Here is a 19,673-nt window from a genome sequence, read left to right as displayed (position 1 = left end):
CCTCAACCAGCTCCCGGTGCAGCGACCCATCCCGGTGTGGATGGGCGGCGAGAGCGAGGTCGTGCAGCAGCGGATGGCCCGCATCGCCGACGGATGGATGCCGCACTTCCGGCCCGGCGCGCCGGCGCAGGCCGCCGTCGATCGGCTCCACGGCATGATCCGCGACGCCGGCCGCGACCCGAAAGCGTTCGGGATCGAGGGCCGCATGACGCTGCCCCAGATCCCGCCGGCGGACTGGCGCAAGGAGCTGGAGGCCTGGCGCGCGATGCGCGGGATCAGCCACCTCTGCGTCCACACCTCCGGGATGGGCCTGGCGACGCCGGCCGATCACGTCGAGACGCTGCGCCGCTTCCGGGAGACCGTCGGGCTCCCGTAGCGCAACTGCCACTCACCACAGCGGCGCGTCGTTGATGGTGGAGACGAAGAGATCCTTGCCAGCGACCGTCAGGCCCGCGAGCGGGCCGCCGGGTGCACCCGCGAGCCGCAGCGGCGAGCCGGCGACGAAGGGGCTGGTCAACGCGCGACCCGGCCCAACTCTGTCGTCAGCCTGGAGATGGCGAGCGCCCGGATCTTGGTCGAGAGAGGATACGTGTCGCCGCCGGCATGGACCACGTCGATCGACTCGAGGCCCAGATCTCGGATCGCGACGTGCATGGATTTTGTGACGCCGGGCGCATCGGTCCGCTTGAACTCGAATCCGCGGCGCCTTCCCCCCCGCACCACGAGCAGGTCCAGCTCGGCGCCCTGATGGGTGGCCCAGAAGAAGCACTGCTCGGGTCGCGCGGAGAGCGCCCGCATCACCTCCTGCAGAGCGAACCCCTCGAACGAGGCCCCGACCTTGGGGTGTGTCTCGAGGGCCCGAGCGCTCGGAATGTCGAGCAGCGCATGGAGCAGGCCGGTATCGCCGATGTAGACCTTGGGCGTCTTCACCATGCGCTTGCCGATGTTCTCGCTCCAGGGCAGCAGCACGCGCACCATGAACGTACTGGCCAGCAGGTCGAGATATCGCTTCACCGTGGATTCGGCAATGCCGAAGGCCCGCGCCAGCTCGGCGCCATTCCAGATCTGAGCGTGGTAGTGGGCGAGCATCGTCCAGAACCTGCGGATCGTCCCGGCGCCGATCGTGATTCCGAGCTGGGGCTGTACCATGAAATCCTAGCGATATGAGCTAGGATTTCATGGACACGATCCGCCCGTCTCGACGTCCGGCGGGACTCGCTCCGCTCGCCGGCGGCGCCGACCGAGATCCTCGGGCCATCGCGGGGTGTCCGCCGGCGCGAGAATCCCGTATACTCTGGCCGCGCAGCCACCGCCCTCCCATCGAAAACGCCGGCGGCCACTGCCTGCACACACGGGGACGGCCGATCATCGTGAGCGACACCGACGTCAGGCAGAGCCCGTGGCGCGCGGTCGCGGCCGCCACCGCACTCAATACCCCGCTCGGCTCGCTCTATGCGTTCAGCGTGTTCTTGACGCCGCTGGAAACTCTGCTCGGGCTGAGCCGAGCCGATCTCGCGCTCGTCTTCGCCCTGGCCACGGCCGGATTTGGCGCCGGCATGAACCTGGCGCCCCACGTCTACGGCCTCGCGTCGACCCCGATACTGGTGCTGGCCTGCGCGGCCGCGAGCACCCTGGGCATCGCGCTTGCCGCCACGGCCGGCGGGCTGGCCCAGCTGGCCATCGGATACGGGCTGCTCTTCGGCGCCGGTGGCGGCGCTGGGTACATCCTCATGCAGCAGGCGGTGAACCTGGCGGTGACGAGACACCAGGGCCTGGTGAACGGCTATATCATCGGCCTGTATCCCGCGGGCGCCATGATCGCCGCGCCCCTCTTCGGGTGGTCCGTCCGCGAGTTCGGCGTGCGCGCCACGCTCGGGGGGCTCGCCACTGTCCTGGCCGTCACCGGGGTGATCAGCGCGTGGCTCATCGCGCGCTCGGGGATCACGCTCGCGGCGGCGACCGCGGCCGTCGAGCCCGACGCCCAGGAGCGTCGCCGGCCCCTGTTCTGGCGGTTGTGGCTCGTCTTCTTCCTGGCGGCGTCCGCCGGGCTCATGGTGCTCAGCCAGGCCGCGGGCATCATCGCCTCCTACGGCGGCGCCGCCGCGCTCGCCATCTACGGCACGACGTTCATCACCGGCAGCATCGCGGCCGCGCGCATGGGGGGCGGCTGGATGGTCGACTGGCTCGCCATTCCCACGGTGGCAGCCGGCGCCCACGCCGTCGCGCTCGCCGGCAACGTGGCACTGACGCTGTGGCCCGGTCCCGGGGTGTCGGTGCTCGCGCTGGCGCTCGTGGGGCTGGGCTACGGGCTGATCTCCGGCGTCACGGCGGCTGCGGTGGCTGTCTACTGGAGGCGTGCGCTGTACGGCCGGATGGCCAGCCGCCTCTACACCGCGTGGTGCGCCGCCGCCATCGTGCTGCCGATCACGGCCGGCCGCCTGTTCGACCTGACCCAGGGCTATGGCGCAGCGGTCCTGATCGCCGCCGGCTGCAATGCCCTGGGTGTCCTCGTGGCGCTCGGCCTGCCCCGTCCGGACGCGCCGCGCGCCGCCGACCCCGACGCCTGAGGCCGTTCCTACTCTCCGGCGTCGTCCTCCCTCGCGGCCTTGCGCACGAGCTGCTCCAGCGCCTCGTAGGGCTGCGCGCCCACGACGCCGGAGCGCCCGGCGACGAACGTCGGCACGCCCGTGATCCCGTACTGGCGCGAGAGCTCCCAGTCGGCGTCGACGGCGTCCTTGAACGTGCGCTTCTCCAGCACCTCGCGCGCGCGCTCGGTGGACAGGCCCACGTGCTGCACGATGTCCAGGAGCACCGCGGGTTGGGAGATGTCGCGCGCGGCCACGAAGTAGGCGCGGAACAGCGCGTCGTGGATGGCCTCGCCGCCCGGCTGCGTGTCCGCCCACTTGCCCAGCTCCTGGGCCAGGCGGCTGTTGTACGTCATGGTGCGCTCGCCGTACGGGAGACCTTCGGCGTCCATGCGGGCCTTCATCTGTGCGTGCATGGCTTTCCGGTCCAGGTGGCGCCCCGCGAACAGATCGGCCAGCGCGCGGCCCTCCGCCGGGGTGTCCGGGTGCAGCGGGAAATGCACCCACTCGACCTTCACGTTGTGCTCTGCCTTGAGCCGCTCAATACGCACGGTACTGAGGTAGCACCAGGGTCAGACGTAGTCGGAGAAGATCCTCATCGTCACTGGCTGAGTCACGATGCCTCCTGTCTTCGGCGTACCTGCTCGCCCGGCCGCGCCATCCGCGCGTGCTTCCGGGCAGCGCTCGGCTTGGAGAACGGGGCAACCGCGGCGAACAGGTAGCGCTCGAACCACCTCGGAAAGGCGCGCACCCATTCGCGTGGACCCTCGAGGATCAACCCTGCCGCGCGCGCCTGCGGGAGCGTCAGATCACCGCGCCACCATCCGATCAGGGTTCGGCGGTCCACGCGGAGGCAGAGCTCCTCCGGAAATCCAGGGTTGGCGGTGCAGAGCGACACCTCGCTGCGCCGGAGCAGCAGATAGCGACGACTCGCGGCGCCGCGCACGTCCGACAGCTCGATCCGGACGACGAGCGGCTTCTCCGGAAGCGTCTCCCTGCGTACGCGGCGATGGATGTCCCAGACGAGTGCGTCCACGTCCAGCTCGCTCGTGTGGAGCTCGCGGGGCAGCCACCGCTGGCCCCACGTGCCCAGCTCACGGACGACGGCCGCGAGCTCCATACCGGCTGCCGTCATTCGGTGCTCGGGCCCGCGGCTGCCGTCCGGGCGCTCGATCACCCCAGCGTCGAGCAGCTCACGGAGACGCGCCGAGAGCATCGTCCGCGAGATGCGCGGAATGCCGCGCTGCACCTCCCCGAAGCGACGGCTTCCGCACAGGAGCTCACGTACGATGAGCAACGTCCACCGTTGACCGAGCAGATCGAGCGCCCGTGCCACGGAGCAGAATTGACCGTAGCCCTTCATACACCAACGATACCCCGGCGGGCGGCGCAGACTGGTGCGGATTTCGTACCGCCGCGGGCGAACGCGCGATCGTAGCCTTTCCGAGGGAGGCGCCATTCCCAAGGCGGCCATGGATGGCCGGAGGAGGAGATGCCATGAAGAAGGTCGAGATGGAGAAGGTCCTGCGCTGCGCGGATGTGTCGGGTACGTCCTGCCAGTTCGTCGCCCGCGGGCGGACGGTGGACGACATCCTCCAGCAGGCGGGCAAGCACGCGGTGGAAAGCCACGGGCTCGCCGTGACGCCCGAGCTGGTCGAAGCAGTCAAGGCGCGGGTCACCGAGGAGTGAATGGCGGACCGGCGGGCGGCGGATGCTCGCCGCCCGCCGGCGATGGCGTGGGCTTTCAGGCGGTCACTGACAAGCCCGATGCTTCAGGCATTCTCAAACCTGAGGGACACCTCGAGAAGCCGTTCAGGGTGTCAGCCTGCTTTACACCCATCTGGGGCTCCTCTCTGACGGCCATATACAACTGATTGTTTTCATTCGCAGCTTGTAAGCTAGCGTGCACCCCAGGACCTCCACGTAGAACCGCTGCGAGGCCTCCTGGTCGCTCACGCGCAGGACGATGTGGTCGATGCCGAGCGGCTCGAATGCTCTCATCGTACGTCCTTCTTCGTTCTTCGTTCGGTGAGCAGCCGTCGAGAGATCCCGGAGAGTACCGGCGCCTCTCAGCCCCTGAATGATACTCGCCGTTGACGTTCAACGCTCGGAGTCACGGAGCAGGGTCGTCATCGGACTCTTGCTCAGGCGCCCGTCCCCCGTTCGGGAGCAGAGTCGCCCGTTCACGTTGTACAATCCAGGCTCACCCCGCATGCATGCAGAGAGAAGAGGTTACGGCCTCCGTCGCAGCCCCTTCGTCGTTCCGGGGATCCATGTGCGAAGAGGAGAAGAGGAGGCAACCGCGTGGCCAACATCGAGACCGCGATCAGGGAAGCAATCGCCCGGGGTGCCCGGCGGCAAGTGCGCCCGGTGGTCCTGCCGCTCCGGCGAGAGGTCTTTCGGCTCCGGCGAAAGGTGGCGCAACTCCACAGCGCGCTCACGGCTCTGCGTCGGCTGGCCGTGGGCTGGGAGCGACTGATGGAGGCCGCACCGCTTCTCCCGCCGGTGTCGGGGGAGGCAGCGAAGGCCGCCCGGCTGTCGCCCCGACTCGTCCAGAGCCTGAGGAAGCGCCTCGGGCTCAGCCGGATGGCTCTGGCGCGGCTGGTCGGGGTGAGCGCGCCGGCCGTGGCGCACTGGGAGGCGGGAGAATCGACTCCCAACGGGCAGAACCGGGCAGCCCTCGTGGCACTCCGGAAGGTGGGCAAGCGCGAGGTCAAGACGCTCCTCGCTCGACGCACGAAAGAGACCGCGTCGCGGACGCGGAAGGCTCGCCTTCGCGTGAAGAAGTCGCGCCGACGGACGAGGAAGTAACGGAGCGCCGGTCCGCCGGCGCGTTCGCCCGCGCCTCAGCCTCACGCCCAGCACCCCGGCAGCGTCCCGGCGCCCCCCCCTCGGGCCGTCCGGACTACGCTGGTCGTCCCGCGCGGCTCGTCGTCACCACGAGCACCCCGGCCAGCACGAGCAGGCCCCCCAGCACCTCGCGCGGCGACGGCACGCTGCCGAACAGGCCGAAGGACCACAGCATGGTCACCACCGGGCTGAGGGTCAGGATGATGGTGTGCAGGCTCATGTCGAGACGCCTCAGCGCGAGGTAGTAGAGCCCGCGGCTGATCACCGTGTCCACCGTGGCAGTGAGCGCGAGCAGCGCGAGGCCGGCGGGGCCGGGGACCGACCCGAGATGACCCGACGCCACGGCGATCAGGCCCAGCATCGCCGTCGAAGCCAGCAGGCGGTACAGGAAGAAAGTCACGAAGGGCATCTCGCCGCCGAACCGCTTCACCAGCGCCGCGTGGAGCGCGTACATGAACGTGCTCACGAGCGAGATGAGCGCGCCCAGGCGGAGATAGTCGCCCGGCCGGAACGCCACCACGACGACGCCGGCCACCGCGACGGCCGCGCCGAGGGCCTTGATCCGCCCGAGGCGTTCGCGGAGCCACAGCACGCCGAAGCCGAGACCGAAGATCACCGAGATGCGGCTGAGCAAGGAAGCCGTGCCCGGATCGATGTAGCGCACCGACAGCAGGCTCAGATAGGTGCTGGCGCCCACCAGGAGGCCGATGGCGACGAAGAAGCCGAGATGACGCCGCAGCAGGTCGAGCCGCCACCGCCCGCGCGTGCACAGGGCCACCTCCAGCGTGGAGAGGGCCATGATGTAGACGCCCGAGACCTCGGGCGGCACGTGAGGCAGCAAGAGCCGCGCGAAGACGAAGTGCAGGCTGTCGACCAGCAGCAGGGTGGGGACCAGGAGCCAGGGGCTATCCACAGGGTGACGCGATGGCGCTCAGCCAGCCGGGGTGCAGGATGTCTCCGGGGTCGGGCCCTCGGGCGGCCGACGCCGGGCGTGGACGTGGACGTGACATAGGCGGACATCTTCCAGCCAACACCAGTGCCTGCAGAGGTTGTGATTCAGCAGCACTCTCTTCCGCATGGCCTCGTTGTAGGACTTGAAGATCAACCCGGCCAAGCACTTCGGGACGCCGAGGCGAGACTCGATCATATCGTAGACCCCCCAGCATCCGTTCACTTCGCCCGCGTCCCCCTGGTTGCTCGGTCTCATCGCGTTCTCGCTTCGTGAAGCAGCCGTCGCTGGCCCGCGTGGCCCAGAAGTGTCGAGTGTCTTTACAATCCCTTCCTCGACTCCCGCTGGCCCTTTCTCAACTTACTGTCCTGCATATCTTTTCGTCCTCGTGTGTGAGTGGCACGACACATGCTCATCTCAGCTCCCACGGTGTGAACTGATAGGGCAAGGAGGCGGTATGTCCACGATCAGATCGATGGGGATCGGGCTGCTGGCGTTGGCGGCACTGGCTTTGCCTGGGACGGCTTCGGCATTCCCCATTGCCGCCCCGGGAACGGAAGGGCTGAAGGTTCTTGTCGGAAGCACCAGTAACGTGATCGCCACGTATCAGGGGAACTCCGCGGCCTTCAGCAATGACCTCTACCTGTCGACGCCCGCGGGTTTCTTCTCGACGAGCATCATCTTCAACAACCATACGTCCGCCGTCGGGAGCACCGTGGATCTGGGCTCCTTTCCAATCGGCACCGAGTTGATCTTCAGGTTGCACGTGAACAACACGGGACACGACTTCTTCACGGGTCCGGCCTCGCGCAATCCTGACCTGCACGAGCATGCCCGGGTCCAGGAAGGCTGGCAGCCCAACGAGACCCTCGTCAGCTTCGAAGACCTCCTCAATGGGCCGTTCGACTACAACGATCTGAGCTTTTCCTTCACGAATGTCCAAACCACCGAGCCGAGCCCGAGCGTTCCCGGGCCCGCCACTCTCGTGCTTCTCGGTCTCGGCCTTGCCGGGATGAGGCTGATCGCGCGCGGCAAGAGGTAGAACGGCCCCCTTCGCCTACGCCCCTCTTGGATACCTGAAGCGCGGATCCGTCCGGCGGTGAGGGGCCGGTTTGACCAGCCCCTGACGATTTGGCAGGATCGGCGCGATGAAGGTCGTCATCATCGGCGCCGGATTCGCCGGCCTCCAGTGCGCGCAGCGTCTCTCCGGCACGCCGGTGGACGTGCTGCTGATCGACCGCAACAACTACCACCTGTTCACGCCACTCCTCTACCAGGTCGCCAGCTCCCTGCTCAACCCGAGCGACATCGCCTACCCGGTGCGAGCGGTCTTTCGCGGCTCGCCCAACGTTCGTTTTCTCGTGGTCCAGGTGACCGGCGTGGCACTCGATGCGAAGATCGTGCGGACGGCCGACGGCGGCCGGCTTCCGTACGACTATCTCGTGATCGCGACGGGGAGCGCCACCAATTTCTTCGGGTTGGGCTCGGTCGAGCGGGCGGCGCACGGGCTCAAGGACCTGCCCGAGGCCGTGGCGCTCCGGACCCACGTCATCCGCGCATTCGAACGAGCGGCCCGCGAGACGGACCAGGCGGCCCTGCGCGCGTGTCTCACGTTTGTCGTGGTGGGCGGCGGGCCCACCGGCGTGGAGTACGCCGGCGCGCTTTCCGAGCTGATCCACCGGGTGCTGATCCGGGACTACGCGGAGCTCGATCTCCGCGCCGTGCGCGTGATCCTGGTCGAGGCGCTCGATCGCGTCCTCCCGGCCTTTCTCCCGGCCCTCTCGTCGGACGCGCGGACGCGGCTGGAGCGGCTCGGTGTCGAGGTCCGGCTGGGCGCCCGGCTGCTCGACGCGACGGACGGGCGGATCACGCTCTCGAGCGGCGAGATCGTTGCCGCGCGGACCCTCGTGTGGGCGGCGGGCGTCAAGCCGTCGGAGCTCGACACGGCACTCGGCGTCCGGCGCACCCCGTCTCGGCGGATCGCGGTGGACGAGTACCTCCGGATCCCGGATTACCCCGGAGCCTTCGCGATCGGGGACGTGGCGGGGGCCATCCAGGACGGGAGTGAGCTCGCGATGATGTCGCCGCAGGCGATGCAGGAGGGGCGTTATGTCGCCGATGCGATCGTCCGGCTGGAGCGGAAGCAGCCGCTGCAGCCTTTCCGCTACCGCGACAGGGGCATCATGGCCACGATCGGTCGCCACGCCGCCGTCGCCCAGGTGGGACCGCTCTCGTTCACCGGGCCCTTCGGCTGGTTCGTGTGGCTCTTCGTGCACCTGTACTACATCATCGGCTATCGGAACCGTCTGGTGGTGCTGATCTCGTGGGCGTGGAACTACGTCTTCTACGATCGCCCCATCAGGCTGATGACGCGGGGGAAGGACGGCACGGAGGGGGAGTGAGGCCGGCTCCAGGCCGCGCGCCCCTCGATGGCGACGGGGCGCGCGAGGCGGCGGAGCCGGGGGCGGCCGCCTCCCGCGTCGTCCCCCCAGCGGCCGCGGGCCGGATCCTCTCCGGCCTCGGCGGCCCCTCCCCTGCGGAGGCCCGCCGCGCGAGCGGGCCTGAGGCGCTACTTGAACGGCTCCTTCACGACCACCTTGACGCCCGCGATGACGCCGGTAGCCGCCTTGCGAACCTGCTCCACGGCTTCCTGGCTGATCTCGCCGGCGCCCCTGAGCGCCCCGGTCGCCGCGGCCGAGGCCGCTTGCCCGACGTCGAGACCGATCTGCTTGGCGCCGGAGATGGCTCCCTCGACGGCGTTCCTGGCGGCGACGCCGACGTCGCTGCCCACCTCGGCGGCACCCTTGACGACGGCGCGGGCGCTGGCGCTGACGGCGTCGGTACCCTCGATCCCGACCTCCTTGGCACCCTTGAGAACGCCCACCACGGCGCCCTTGGCGGCGGTGCCGACGTCGCCGCCGACCTGGGCGGTGCCCGTGATGGCCCCGCGCAGGATATCGGAAAGGGTCGTCGTCAACGCAGCGCCGACGGCGCCGGTGCCCTTGATCGCCGTCACCATCGTGCCACTGACCGTCTCGATGACGCTGTTGGCGACTTCACCGGTGCCGCGGATCGAACTGACCACCGTGTCCTTCACCGACTCCATGATGTCCTTCTGGCTCTCGCGCGTGTCCATTGGGACCTCCTTCCGGAAAGGCGCTTCGATATTCGCCCAGAAGAGCGGCTCCTATCCCGCGTCTCCCCCTCTTGAACAAGGCTACACCCCGCCCGGCAGCCCGCGAACGCGGCGTATCGCACCGCGTCGGACATCGACGTCAGGCGCCACGCTGCACCGCGCCCCGCGTCGCCACCGTTTCGGGACCGGCCATCATGCTCGTCGCCCTCGGCTTCGATCTTCGCGGCGATCGCCGTCCGCGACACCCTGGATCCCCGGCTGCGCGAGGAGGGCTGGGCCCGGGGGAGCCGGAGTGGACATGTAATTCCTACTCCGCGACCGGAAGACCTTACTGGAGTCTGCGTCTCGCCGGCGTGCGCATGACCGCGTTTCCGCCAGGTTCACGCCACTTGCGGGCTTGGCACACGCGATGCACCCTTCCGGGAAAGAGCATTCCATCGACTGCGGAGGCGGCTATGGTCTTCGTCTATCTGCTGATGGCGATCATCGGAGTGGCGGCCGTGATCTTCACGATCCAGAACCCTGACCCGGTGGCCGTGAGCTTTCTGCACTGGCGTTCCGTCAGCCTGCCGCTGTCGCTGATCATCCTGCTCTCGGCCTCGGTGGGCGTCGTCGTCGCCTCGATCAGCGGCTTCGCTCAGCAGATCCGGCTCCGGGGCAAGATCCGGAAGCTGGAGCGCCTCTGCGCCGGGCTGTCGACCGCGGCGGCGCCGGCCAGGGTCGAGCCGATCACGCGGTCAGGTCTTTCACCAGCCCCACGGACACCCATACCAATCCGAGGAGGTCACCCCATGGAGGCGACTCAATTCATCAAGCAAGAGCACGACAAGGCCAAGGCGGCTTTCGACAAGGTCCTGCACGCCTCACCGCAGCAGCGGGGCCAGCTCTGGGAGGAGCTCAAGCCCGAGCTCAAGCTCCACGAGCAGATGGAGGACGCGTGCCTGTACGAGCCGCTCGCGCGCGATGGGGGCTCGAAGGACGCGAGGCTATCCGAGTGGAGAGAGCAGCACCACAAGGAAGTCCAGAAGGTCGAGGGCTTGATCGAGGCGACCGGCCGGATGCGGCCGGACGAGGCCGCCTGGCTGGACAAGATCAAGGAGGTTCACTCGAGCCTCGAGACCCACATCCGCGAAGAAGAGCAAGACATCTTCCCCCGCATCACCAGGGTCTGGGACGAGGGACGGCGCGAGCGCGCCGGAACGCAGATGGCGGAGATGCATTCGAAGAAGGTGGGCCGGATCGCCTGAGAGCAGGGATCCACAGCCGCTGCGAGGCCCGCCGGCCTGCCCCCGGTTGGGCCCGCAGCGCTCCCGGCCGCCGCCCGCTTCAACGCAACCCCCGCCGACCGCCGCGACAGCAGCCCGATCACTCTCAGCGACCGCCGATTACTGCAAGCGCGCGATCTTCTGGCCCGCACTGAGGATTACGACTGTCGGATTGGCGGCAGTGTGCTTCGGGAGACGTGATTGTCCTGTAGACTAGGCGACCATACCAGCCTCTTCCCCCGCTCCGACGGGGAGAAGGCGAGGGCCAATCTCACCCTTGGCGGAAGAGCATGGAGACCAGAATGCAAGCCATCTTCTGTGAGCAATTGGGGGGCCCCGAGCACCTGGTGCTGCGCGAGGTCGCGTCACCGACGCCCGGCCCTGGAGAGGTGAGGGTCGCGCTGCGTGCCCGCGGCGTGAGCTTCGTCGACGTGCTGATGATCGCCGGGCAGTACCAGACGAAGCGCGAGGTCCCCTTCATCCCGGGGAGTGAAGCGGCCGGAGTCGTCATCGAGACCGGGCCGGGGGTCGAGCACGTCACCGCCGGGGACCGGGTGCTCGTGCCGGGGGGCTTCGCCGACGAGACAGTCGTGGCGGCGCGGCAGGCGATACCCTTGCCCGCGACCGTGAGCTTCGAGACCGCGGCCGCCTTCCGCTCGAGCTACTGCACCGCCTACTACGCTCTTCAACGCGGCCGCTTGCAGGCCGGGGAAGTCCTGCTCGTGCACGGCGCCGCCGGCGGCGTGGGGCTGGCCGCCGTCGACGTCGGCAAGCTGCTCGGCGCCACCGTGATCGCCACCGCCAGCACCCCCGAGAAGCTCGCCGTGTGCACGCGCATGGGAGCGGATCACGTCATCAACTACACGGAGGGGTTCCGGGAACAGGTGAAGGGTCTGACGGCTGACCGCGGCGCGGACGTCATCTACGACCCCGTCGGGGGCGACGTGTTCGACGAATCCATGCGCTGCATCGCTCCGTTCGGTCGGCTGCTCATCGTCGGGTTCACCAGCGGCCGGGCTGCCGTCGTCAAGACCAACCACCTCCTGATCAAGGACGCGGAGGCGATCGGGTTCACGATCGGCGCACTGGGCCGGCTCGATCCCGTCCGGGAGCGCAAGAATCTTGCGACCCTGATGGGGTGGCTCGCCGCCGGGCGTATCACCCCGCATGTCTCCCACCGGTTCCCGCTCGCGCAGGCCGCCGACGCGCTGACCGTGGTGCGCGAGCGCAAGGTCATGGGGAAAGCGGTACTGGTGTAGGTCGGTGTGAGCGCGTGCCCCCCCACCTCTTGTGCCGCGATGCGATCAGTAGAGTCGGAAGCGCTACGATCAGGCCGGGCGGCCCGGACGGGGCGAACGGGGCGCCCGGGAGGCTGACGCCACCCGGTGAAAGTCGCTACTGTCGGAGTCGGTCTTTCCGCCCACCTGCGTCCCACAGACACTGCACGTGTAATCGTACTTGTTGCCGCTCGGCAGGACGAGCAGGAGCTTCTTCCGCACGGGCGTAGCCTGCTTGCAGCGGGGGCAGAAGAGGCTCGACGCCTCGAACTCGCCGAAGCTGTCTGCCATGCGCTCATTCTAGACCAGGAAGGCGTCGGAAGGGCATCGGCCGCGTCGGCCACGGGCGAAGTGGAAGGGCGCTGGGGGGCTGCAATACGACCGGGCCTCTCCCCGGCGTCCTGAAGTGGTTTGCCGGGATGAGGTGCTGCATGATGAGCGTACCGAGGAGGAGAACGGCGATGAAACATCACGTGATGGCTCTGATCGCCCTGCTGATCGCGGCCCTCGGCCTCGCCGGCTGCCCGACCAAGTCGGACGCCGAGCGGTGCAGGGACGAAGGCGGAGTGTGGCGCGATACCTTCTGCGAGAGGCAGGCGAGGTAGGAGGGGAACCGCGCGCAGTATAATCGTCCCATGCTCGCAGCGGTCGTCTCCGCGCTCCACGTGCTGGCGCTGGCGATCGGCCTGCCGAGCGTGTGGTGGCGCGGGCGCGCGCTCGAGGGGCGGCTCGACGCCGACGGGTTCCGGCGACTGTTCGCGGCCGATACGGTGTGGGGCCTGGCCGCGCTACTCTGGATCCTGACGGGCTTGCTGCGGGCCTTCGGCGGGCTCGATAAGGGCTCGCAGTTCTATCTGAACTCGACGCTCTTCTGGGCGAAGCTGGCCCTGTTCCTGGGCGTGGTGGCGCTGGAGATCTGGCCGATGCTCACCTTCATCCGGTGGCGCGTCCAGCTCCGCCAAGGTCGCACGCCGGATACCTCGCGCGCCCGCACCCTCTACGTGCTCAACCACATCCAGATGGGTATCGTTGTGCTGATCGTGTTCGTGGCAAGCTCCATGGCCCGGGATTTCGGGCAGAGATAGCGGCAGGTCGAGCGTGGACGTGGCTCGTCGCGATCTGCTCAAAGCCGCGGTCGGGGCGGGCGCTGCGTGCCTGCTACCCAATGGCCGACCCGCGGCCCAGCCGGGGTCCCTGATCGAGCGGTCGATTCCCTCCACGGGCGAGCGCGTGCCGGTGATCGGCATTGGGACGGCGCGGCGTTGGGAGGCGGGGCCGAGGTCCAGCGACCGGGCAACCCTCCGCGAGGTCCTGCGGCGGTTCGCGGCGCGAGGCGGCCGGGTCATCGACACCGCGCCGTCCTACGGCGCCGCCGAGGCGGTGGCGGGCGAGCTCGTCGCCGACCTGGGCGTGCGCGGGTCCCTCTTCCTCGCCACCAAGGTCGGCGCGACCGGGCGCCAGGCCGGGATCGAGGAGATCGAGGCCTCGTTCCGCCGGCTACGAACCGCCCGCATCGATCTCATCGCCGTCCACAACCTGCGCGACACGACGATCCAGCTGCAGACGCTCCGGTCGCTCAAGCAGACGGGGCGCATCCGCTACGTGGGCATCACCACGTCGTTCCCGAAGCAGTACGCCGACTTCGAGCGGACCATGCGCGCCGAGACGCTCGACTTCATCCAGGTGGACTACGCGCTCGACCGCCGGGACGCGGCGGCGACCATCCTCCCGCTGGCGGCTGACCGCGGAGTGGCCGTCATGATCAACCTGCCATTCGGGCGGGGCCGGCTGTTCCAGGCCGTCCAGGGCCGGGCGCTGCCACCGTGGGCAGGCGAGTTCGACTGCGCGAGCTGGGCCCAGTTCTTCCTCAAGTACATCGTGTCGCACCCGGCCGTCACCTGCTGCGTTCCGGGGATCGCCAGGGTCGACTATCTCCTCGACAATCTGGGCGCCGCCGAGGGCCGCCTGCCGGACGTGGCGACGCGGCGGCGGATGGAGGCCTTCATCGACCGGCTGTGAAGCGCCGCCCGAGATGACCGGGCCCGTACTACATCCTCCGGCCCATCCGGGACGAGCCGGGGGTCGCGGGCGGGGGGTCGCGGGCAGCGTAGCGCACCTGCCGTGGCTCTTCCTGGATGCGCTGGCGGGCATGCTCGCCGTCAATCCCCCCTTCGCCGGGCTGGTGCGGTGGCTTCCGCGGGCACGCTTCGCGCCTCGCCCGGCTCCTGGCGCCCGCTGGTGCTATAGTGCTCCCGGATGCTGGCAGACACTGCCCCACGCCATTCGGCCCTCACCGGGCGCTGGCGCGCACGGACGCCGGAAACCGCCCGCTCAGGAGGGCCGCCGCGCGCCCGGACGTGGCCCAGCAGACGCACTCCCGTTGACCGAGACGCCTCGCAGTCGGCGCCAATCCGAGGCCAGCGCCCGCGCCGGATCGTCCCCCTCGCATGACGGGGTACCTCCATCCGGGATATGCAGGCTCCTTCGACGCCTTTGGTCGCCCGAGAGCCCTTCCCCGCTCCGGCGCCTATGTCCTGGAGCGGCCCATCCCCGGCTCGACCGATCGTGACGCGATGGGCTGCTACCCACTCCTCTGCTGCGCGGAGTGGCGCGCGCTGCCCCAAGACCTGCGCGACCTGGAGGACCTCGTCAGCCTCACGTGCGTGGCAGACCCCTTCGCCCCCTGTGACCGCTCCACGCTCGAACAGTGGTTCGACGTGGTGCTCGACTTCAAGCCCCACTTCGTGACCGAGTTGACGCGCCCGGTGGAAGCCATTGTCTCGCGCTCGCACCAGGCTGCGGTCCGGCGGGCGCTCCGGCACGTCGACGTCGAGGTCTGTCACGACCCGGCGGCGCAGCTCGACCAGTGGGTACGGCTGTACGACTGCCTCATCCAGCGCCACGGGATCACCGGCATCCGAGCTTTCTCGCGCGCTGCCTTCGCACGACAGCTTGCGCTGCCCGGGATGGTGATGTTCCGGGCCACGTCCGGCGCCGGGGAGACGATCGGCATGGACCTCTGGTACGTTCAGGGCGACGTCGCGTACGGACACCTGGCGGCGTTCAGCAGTCGGGGGTATGAGCTGCGAGCGTCGTACGCCACCAAGTGGCACGTCCTGCGCCACTTCCACGGCAAGGTTCGCTGGCTCGGGCTGGGCGGCGCCGCGGGCACGCGGCCCGGAGTGGCCGACGGCCTCTCGGCGTTCAAGCGCGGCTGGGCAACGGGCACGCGCATGGCCCACTTGTGCGGGAGGATCCTGGACCGGTCGCGCTATGAAGCCCTGTGCGCCTCCCGCGGCACCGGGACCACGCGCTACTTCCCCGCTTACCGTCAGGAGGAGTTCGCGTGACGGGATCTTTGCGGTTTGCCTTCGTCTCGTCCTCGGCGGGGTCGATCATGGACCAGGTCCTGCACCACGCCCTGGTGCGCCGCCTCACCCTGGGGCTGGTCTGCGACCGCCTCTGCCCCGCGCTCGACAAAGCAAGAGCGCACGGCCTGGCCGTCGAGGTGATCCCCGAGCCGGATCCGGATCGGTTTGGCGACCGGCTGCTCCGCTACCTCCAGGACCGCCGCGTCGACTATGTCTTCTCCTTCTACACCCAGTTCTACTCCGCAGCCGTCCGCGACGCGTTTCGCGACCGCATTCTGAACTTCCACCCCTCCCTCCTCCCAGCGTTCAAGGGGATGGACGGCTTCGGCGACGGCTGCCGCCACGGCGTCAAGTTCCTTGGCAGCACCGTCGAGTTGATCGACGAGGTCATGGACGGAGGCAAGATCGTCATGCAGACTCTCTTCCCGCGGGACCCCGCGCTCCCGGACCTCGTGCTTCGCCATCGCCTGTTCGTCCAGCAGTGCAAGTCGCTTCTCCAGGCGGCCAAGTGGCTGGTCGATGGACGCCTTCACGTGAATGGCAAGCGCGTGACGGTCACCGGCGCGCGCTTCGACGATCCGGAGTTCTCCCCGGCGCTCGACTGGGACGAGGCCCGCCGGCTCGAGATCCCGTTCCCGGGAGCCGCCGCTTTCGCCAGCCGCGCGATGACCGGGCCACCGCTCGATGAGCGGCGCCCTGACTGACGGGAGCAGCGGCGCCGGCCGCCGGGCGTGCGCGCCGCCGCCACGGAGCGCCCGCTGGGGACTGACGCGGGCCCAGCCGGCGCGGAGCGGGAGACTTCCATGACGAAGACGCGGATCGACGAGTTGGCCATCTTTGGCGGCGCGCCGAGCTTCACCGAGCCTCAGCACGTCGGGCGGCCCAACATCGGCGACCGCGACGCGCTCATGGCCCGGTTGAACGACATCCTGGACCGGTGCTGGCTGACGAACCACGGGCCGTACGAGCAGGAGCTCGAGCGGCGGGTGGCCGCCATCCTCGCCGTCAAGCACTGCCTGGCCGTCTGCAACGCCACGGTGGGTCTGGAGATCGCCATTCGGGCCGCGGGCCTCACGGGAGAGGTCATCGTGCCCGCCTTCACCGCGGCTGCCACGCCCCACGCCGTCCACTGGCTCGGCCTCACGCCCGTCTTCTGCGACATCGACCCACGCAGGCACAACATCGACCCGGGACGTGTCGAGGAGCGCATCACGTCACGGACCACGGGCATCCTCGCGGTGCACCTGTGGGGCCGGCCATGCGACGTGGACGCCCTGTCGGCGATCGCCCGCCGCCACGGGCTCAGGCTGCTCTTCGACTCCGCGCACGCCTTCCTCTGCTCGTATCGCGGCGCGCTCGTGGGCGGCTTCGGCGACGCGGAGATCTTCTCCTTCCACGCCACCAAGTTCTGCCACAGCCTCGAGGGGGGCCTGATCACGACCAACGACGACACCCTGGCGGAGCGGGTCGACCGCATGCGCACGTTCGGCTTCCGCGGCGCCGACACCGTGGTGTCCGAGGGGACGAACGGCAAACTCAACGAGTTCTCGGCAGCGATGGGGCTGACGTCCCTCGAGGGCGCCGGCGACGTGGTCGCCGTCAACCACCGGAACTGGCGGCGAACGGTAAGGAACCTCGCGGGCCTGCCCGGTGTCTCCGTCATCGAGTACGACGAGACCGAGCGAAACAACTACCACTATCTCGTCCTGGAAATCGACGAGGTGCAGGCGAGTGTGAGCCGGGACGCCCTGGTCCAGGTGCTGACCCGGGAGAACGTCCTGGCCCGACGGCACTTCCATCCGGGCTGCCACCGCTGGGAGCCCTACCGGACGCTGTACCCGCAGGCCCGGCTTCGGCTGCCGCAGACCGAGAGGGTCGCCGCGCGAGTGATGCTCCTGCCCAACGGGACGGCCGTGTCCGAGAGGAGCGTCGACGCGATGTGCGCGGTCGTCCGCGTCGTGGTGGAGAACGCGGGCGAGGTCATGCGCCGGCTGGCGGCGGGCGGCCTGGTGCCGGGGCATGCGTCCGCGTCGTGACCGGGCGTCTCCCGTGAAAACCAGCGTCCTCATGCTCACCTACAACCAAGAGCGCTTCATCACCCAGGCGATCGACAGTGTGCTCATGCAGCGCGTGAGCGAGCCCTACGAGGTGGTGATCGGAGACGACTGCTCCACGGACGCCACGGGTGCCATCATCCGGCGCTACGCCGAGCGATACCCGGACCTCGTACGCCCCCTGTGGACGGACCGGAACCTCGGGATGATGCCGAACTTCCGGCGATGCTGGGAGGCCTGTCGCGGTCAGTACATCGCGGTCCTCGAAGGCGATGACTACTGGATCAGCCCCCACAAGCTGCAGCGACAGATCGACTCCATGGACCGGCACCCCGAGTGGTCCATGTGCTTCGTGCGGGTGCGGATGGTCTTCGACGACGGGCGGCCCCCGCTCGAGCATCCCGCGGGTCCGCAGGTGCCGGTGTTCACCGTCCGGGAGCTGCTCGCATCCAACCCGATCCAGCCGTGCGGCGTCATGTACCGCCAGGGGGTGCTCGGGGCGTGGCCGGAGGTTCTCGACGTGCTCGCGCTGGGCGATTGGCCCTTGGGCATCCTCCACGCCCTCCGTGGGGACGTGGGTTTCCTCGACGAGGTGATGGCAGTCTATCGACAGCACGGGGCCGGGACGTGGTCGTCCAAGCCCCGCGACTGGAAGGTGAGGCAGTCCGCCCGCATGTTTGATGTGATCCGTCCACAGGTGGAGCGTGGGCTCCGCGACCGGCACCTGATGTGGACGCACGACGTGCGGTGGGTCGTGTGGTGCATGGAGATCGGCTGGCGGGCCCGCGCCCGCCGGCACGCCAGGCTCTGCGTGAAGGAATCGCCCCTCCGCCCCTACTCCTGGCGACTCCTCCTCTGGTCGCACCTCGGGCCGCTGGAACGGCTGCTGGACCCGCAACCCGCGAAGCGGCGGGAGGCGAAGACGCGGGGCTGAGACCAGGGGGGTCGGGCGCTCACCTCCGGTCACCCGCGGGGCGAGGACGGCAGCTTCTCGACCTTGCCGGGCCGGCAGCACCCGTGACGGCATACGGGCGAGTAAGGCGCCTCCAACCTGTGAAGTTCGAGGTAGGGTTCCAGGCGATACGGGCTGCACGCGCCGTGGCGCCGGCACGGAGTCACCCGAGAACGGATCGTCCCAGATCTCGCTGGCTCGGACCAGGGGCGAGCCGGCGCCACCCGGCACCCCGGGATGTCAGTTCTCTTTACAGGTTGCGGCAGGCCGCCCTGGAGCGGGCGTGTAACTGCCCAGGGGGAAAGCGCTCTCTTGCGCGGCGCAACGCTTGCATACCCAGGACTCCTGAGTCATATGCGTCAAGCTATTCGACAGTGCAGATGATGTAAGACGAAGTGCATTCTCACGGAGCGTTCAGGAGGTGGCAATGGTCGCTCGATTGGCTATAGTGATCGCCCTTGGCGTGGGGCTGCTCCCCGTGGGCCCGGCGGGAGCGGTAACCCTGTTCGGGCCGTCCCCGTACCTCTGCTTCGACACGGCAACGGCGCCGGCCGGCTGCGGGGGGGCGGATAGCCCGTTCAAGTCGCTGTCGTTCTCGTCCTTCTTCCTCGAGACGTTCGAGGATGGCTTGCTCAACACACCCGGCGTGAGCGCCTCCTCGGGAGCTCCGTTTCCGCCCACCGGCATCACCGACTCCGTCGACGCCGACGACGGGACAATCGATGGGTCCGGGACCGGCGGACGCTCGTTCTTCACCTCGCCTCCTGTCACCTTCACCTTCAGCTCCGTGGCGCTCGGCGGGCTTCCGACTCACGTAGGCATCGCGTGGACCGATGGTGCCGGCACCATCTCATTCTCGGCCAGCGGACCAGGCGGCGTCCTGGCTCCATGCGCGGTCGCGGGCTTTTCGGATGCGGGGTCTCCGGACGGGGGGATCTCCGGCACGACCGGTGACGACCGCTTCTTCGGCTGCAGCGATCCGGGTGGGGTCTCGTCGATCACCATCTCGAACACCGCGGGTGGTATCGAGGTCGACCACCTCCAGTACGGTCTGGCCGCGGCAGGCCCCGGGCCTGTCACGCCGGGCGTTCCTGCACCGGCCGGCCTCATCCTGATCGGATCGGGCCTGATGAGCATGGCGATAGCACGGCGGCTTCGCCGCCGCAGGTAACGCTCGCCGCAGGACTTCGTATCTCACACGGGCGCCGGCCATGGTTCGGCGCCCGTGGCATCT

Annotated in this window: 23 protein-coding genes; 16 read left to right on the top strand and 7 right to left on the bottom strand. The window is 69.0% G+C overall.

Annotation, left to right across the window (positions count from 1 at the left end):
- Window positions 1-376 (top strand): LLM class flavin-dependent oxidoreductase (locus HYV93_25715; protein ID MBI2529373.1); only part of this gene is annotated, 376 nt, incomplete at its 5' end.
- A gap of 137 nt (window positions 377-513) precedes the next feature.
- Here HYV93_25715 and HYV93_25710 read toward each other — a convergent pair.
- Window positions 514-1,149 (bottom strand): DUF4143 domain-containing protein, encoded by a 636-nt coding sequence (locus HYV93_25710; GenBank protein MBI2529372.1) that lies wholly within the window; start codon window positions 1,147-1,149, stop codon window positions 514-516.
- Window positions 1,150-1,370: 221 nt separating this feature from the next.
- Between HYV93_25710 and HYV93_25705 the strand changes: the two genes are divergently transcribed.
- A complete protein-coding gene (locus HYV93_25705; GenBank protein ID MBI2529371.1) occupies window positions 1,371-2,567 on the top strand; it encodes an MFS transporter in 1,197 nt (398 codons plus the stop codon).
- A gap of 8 nt (window positions 2,568-2,575) precedes the next feature.
- On the opposite strand, the gene HYV93_25700 is transcribed toward HYV93_25705, so the two are convergent.
- Together HYV93_25700 and HYV93_25695 are read right to left on the bottom strand one after the other, a co-directional pair.
- Window positions 2,576-3,136, bottom strand: coding sequence for a DsbA family protein (locus tag HYV93_25700; GenBank protein MBI2529370.1), 561 nt, complete (start codon window positions 3,134-3,136; stop codon window positions 2,576-2,578).
- Between the two features lie 62 nt (window positions 3,137-3,198).
- Entirely contained in the window at window positions 3,199-3,948 is a 750-nt protein-coding gene (locus tag HYV93_25695; GenBank protein ID MBI2529369.1) for a helix-turn-helix transcriptional regulator, read from the bottom strand.
- Between the two features lie 149 nt (window positions 3,949-4,097).
- Here HYV93_25695 and HYV93_25690 point away from each other — a divergent pair, with 149 nt between their 5' ends.
- Window positions 4,098-4,274: a DUF1059 domain-containing protein gene (locus HYV93_25690; GenBank protein ID MBI2529368.1), complete on the top strand. Its 177-nt coding sequence runs from the start codon at window positions 4,098-4,100 to the stop codon at window positions 4,272-4,274.
- A gap of 141 nt (window positions 4,275-4,415) precedes the next feature.
- On the opposite strand, the gene HYV93_25685 is transcribed toward HYV93_25690, so the two are convergent.
- Complete coding sequence (locus tag HYV93_25685) at window positions 4,416-4,586, bottom strand: VOC family protein (protein MBI2529367.1); 171 nt, start codon at window positions 4,584-4,586, stop codon at window positions 4,416-4,418.
- A 303-nt stretch (window positions 4,587-4,889) separates the two neighbouring features.
- On the opposite strand from HYV93_25685, the gene HYV93_25680 reads away from it, so the two are divergent.
- Complete coding sequence (locus HYV93_25680; protein MBI2529366.1) at window positions 4,890-5,396, top strand: helix-turn-helix domain-containing protein; 507 nt, start codon at window positions 4,890-4,892, stop codon at window positions 5,394-5,396.
- A gap of 94 nt (window positions 5,397-5,490) precedes the next feature.
- Here HYV93_25680 and HYV93_25675 read toward each other — a convergent pair whose 3' ends face one another.
- The gene (locus HYV93_25675) at window positions 5,491-6,348 is read right to left on the bottom strand and encodes a DMT family transporter (GenBank protein MBI2529365.1); all 858 of its coding nucleotides are present in this window, start codon (window positions 6,346-6,348) and stop codon (window positions 5,491-5,493) included.
- Window positions 6,349-6,859: 511 nt separating this feature from the next.
- On the opposite strand from HYV93_25675, the gene HYV93_25670 reads away from it, so the two are divergent.
- Together HYV93_25670 and HYV93_25665 are read left to right on the top strand one after the other, a co-directional pair.
- Window positions 6,860-7,426, top strand: a complete 567-nt coding sequence (locus tag HYV93_25670) for a PEP-CTERM sorting domain-containing protein (protein MBI2529364.1) — start codon at window positions 6,860-6,862, stop codon at window positions 7,424-7,426.
- Between the two features lie 106 nt (window positions 7,427-7,532).
- Window positions 7,533-8,786, top strand: a complete 1,254-nt coding sequence (locus tag HYV93_25665; protein MBI2529363.1) for an NAD(P)/FAD-dependent oxidoreductase — start codon at window positions 7,533-7,535, stop codon at window positions 8,784-8,786.
- 167 nt (window positions 8,787-8,953) lie between these two features.
- Here HYV93_25665 and HYV93_25660 read toward each other — a convergent pair whose 3' ends face one another.
- Window positions 8,954-9,520: a hypothetical protein gene (locus HYV93_25660; protein MBI2529362.1), complete on the bottom strand. Its 567-nt coding sequence runs from the start codon at window positions 9,518-9,520 to the stop codon at window positions 8,954-8,956.
- A gap of 455 nt (window positions 9,521-9,975) precedes the next feature.
- On the opposite strand from HYV93_25660, the gene HYV93_25655 reads away from it, so the two are divergent.
- The gene (locus HYV93_25655; GenBank protein ID MBI2529361.1) at window positions 9,976-10,767 is read left to right on the top strand and encodes a hemerythrin domain-containing protein; all 792 of its coding nucleotides are present in this window, start codon (window positions 9,976-9,978) and stop codon (window positions 10,765-10,767) included.
- A gap of 320 nt (window positions 10,768-11,087) precedes the next feature.
- Window positions 11,088-12,044, top strand: coding sequence for an NADPH:quinone oxidoreductase family protein (locus HYV93_25650; protein MBI2529360.1), 957 nt, complete (start codon window positions 11,088-11,090; stop codon window positions 12,042-12,044).
- A 69-nt stretch (window positions 12,045-12,113) separates the two neighbouring features.
- Here the strand turns inward: HYV93_25650 and HYV93_25645 are convergent, their stop codons facing one another.
- The gene (locus tag HYV93_25645) at window positions 12,114-12,353 is read right to left on the bottom strand and encodes a cytoplasmic protein (GenBank protein MBI2529359.1); all 240 of its coding nucleotides are present in this window, start codon (window positions 12,351-12,353) and stop codon (window positions 12,114-12,116) included.
- 170 nt (window positions 12,354-12,523) lie between these two features.
- Between HYV93_25645 and HYV93_25640 the strand changes: the two genes are divergently transcribed.
- The 8 genes from HYV93_25640 to HYV93_25605 all read left to right on the top strand — a co-directional run bounded on the left by HYV93_25640 (window position 12,524) and on the right by HYV93_25605 (window position 19,610).
- Window positions 12,524-12,667 carry a hypothetical protein gene (locus tag HYV93_25640; protein MBI2529358.1) on the top strand — a complete coding sequence of 48 codons (144 nt, stop codon included), beginning with the start codon at window positions 12,524-12,526 and terminating at the stop codon, window positions 12,665-12,667.
- A 30-nt stretch (window positions 12,668-12,697) separates the two neighbouring features.
- Window positions 12,698-13,147, top strand: coding sequence for a DUF2214 family protein (locus HYV93_25635; protein MBI2529357.1), 450 nt, complete (start codon window positions 12,698-12,700; stop codon window positions 13,145-13,147).
- Between the two features lie 19 nt (window positions 13,148-13,166).
- A complete protein-coding gene (locus tag HYV93_25630) occupies window positions 13,167-14,081 on the top strand; it encodes an aldo/keto reductase (protein ID MBI2529356.1) in 915 nt (304 codons plus the stop codon).
- A gap of 428 nt (window positions 14,082-14,509) precedes the next feature.
- Complete coding sequence (locus HYV93_25625) at window positions 14,510-15,412, top strand: GNAT family N-acetyltransferase (GenBank protein MBI2529355.1); 903 nt, start codon at window positions 14,510-14,512, stop codon at window positions 15,410-15,412.
- A complete protein-coding gene (locus HYV93_25620; GenBank protein MBI2529354.1) occupies window positions 15,409-16,137 on the top strand; it encodes a hypothetical protein in 729 nt (242 codons plus the stop codon). The genes HYV93_25625 and HYV93_25620 overlap by 4 nt, the downstream gene beginning before the upstream one ends.
- A gap of 99 nt (window positions 16,138-16,236) precedes the next feature.
- A complete protein-coding gene (locus tag HYV93_25615) occupies window positions 16,237-17,469 on the top strand; it encodes a DegT/DnrJ/EryC1/StrS family aminotransferase (protein MBI2529353.1) in 1,233 nt (410 codons plus the stop codon).
- Between the two features lie 13 nt (window positions 17,470-17,482).
- Entirely contained in the window at window positions 17,483-18,421 is a 939-nt protein-coding gene (locus HYV93_25610) for a glycosyltransferase (GenBank protein MBI2529352.1), read from the top strand.
- 445 nt (window positions 18,422-18,866) lie between these two features.
- Entirely contained in the window at window positions 18,867-19,610 is a 744-nt protein-coding gene (locus tag HYV93_25605; GenBank protein MBI2529351.1) for a hypothetical protein, read from the top strand.
- Window positions 19,611-19,673: the final 63 nt, after the last annotated feature.

This window comes from Candidatus Rokuibacteriota bacterium, assembly GCA_016188005.1.
GTDB lineage: Bacteria > Methylomirabilota > Methylomirabilia > Rokubacteriales > CSP1-6 > UBA12499.
Note: the sequence above shows the minus strand (reverse complement) of the source record. Positions and strands in the feature narration are given on the sequence as shown.